The following is a 208-nucleotide window of genomic DNA, read 5'->3' as shown; positions in this document are numbered from 1 at the left end:
GACTCCAGCACTTATGCAGTTCTTCCAGACATGAATGGTAGAGTTTTTCAGGGTACAACTACCGTTGCAGATGTTTGTAAGGCGTTGGAGGCGCAGTTACCAAACATTATTGGATGGATCGGCGATATCCCGATGGGAACAAACTCAGGATCCAACGTCTATGGTGCTCTATTTCAAGGGGAGAAATGGACTACTGCCGATATCTTGC

1 protein-coding gene is annotated in these 208 nt (G+C 46.6%); it reads left to right on the top strand.

Annotated features, from left to right (window positions below):
- The coding region (locus tag H5985_RS09375; RefSeq protein ID WP_205051034.1) for a hypothetical protein at positions 1–208 on the top strand (208 nt) is incomplete at both ends.

Origin of the sequence: Parasutterella secunda (assembly GCF_016901835.1) — a bacterium.
Classification (GTDB): domain Bacteria; phylum Pseudomonadota; class Gammaproteobacteria; order Burkholderiales; family Burkholderiaceae_F; genus Aphodousia; species Aphodousia faecavium.
The sequence above is the reverse complement of the archived record's forward strand: the minus strand, read 5'-3'. Positions and strand labels throughout refer to the sequence as shown.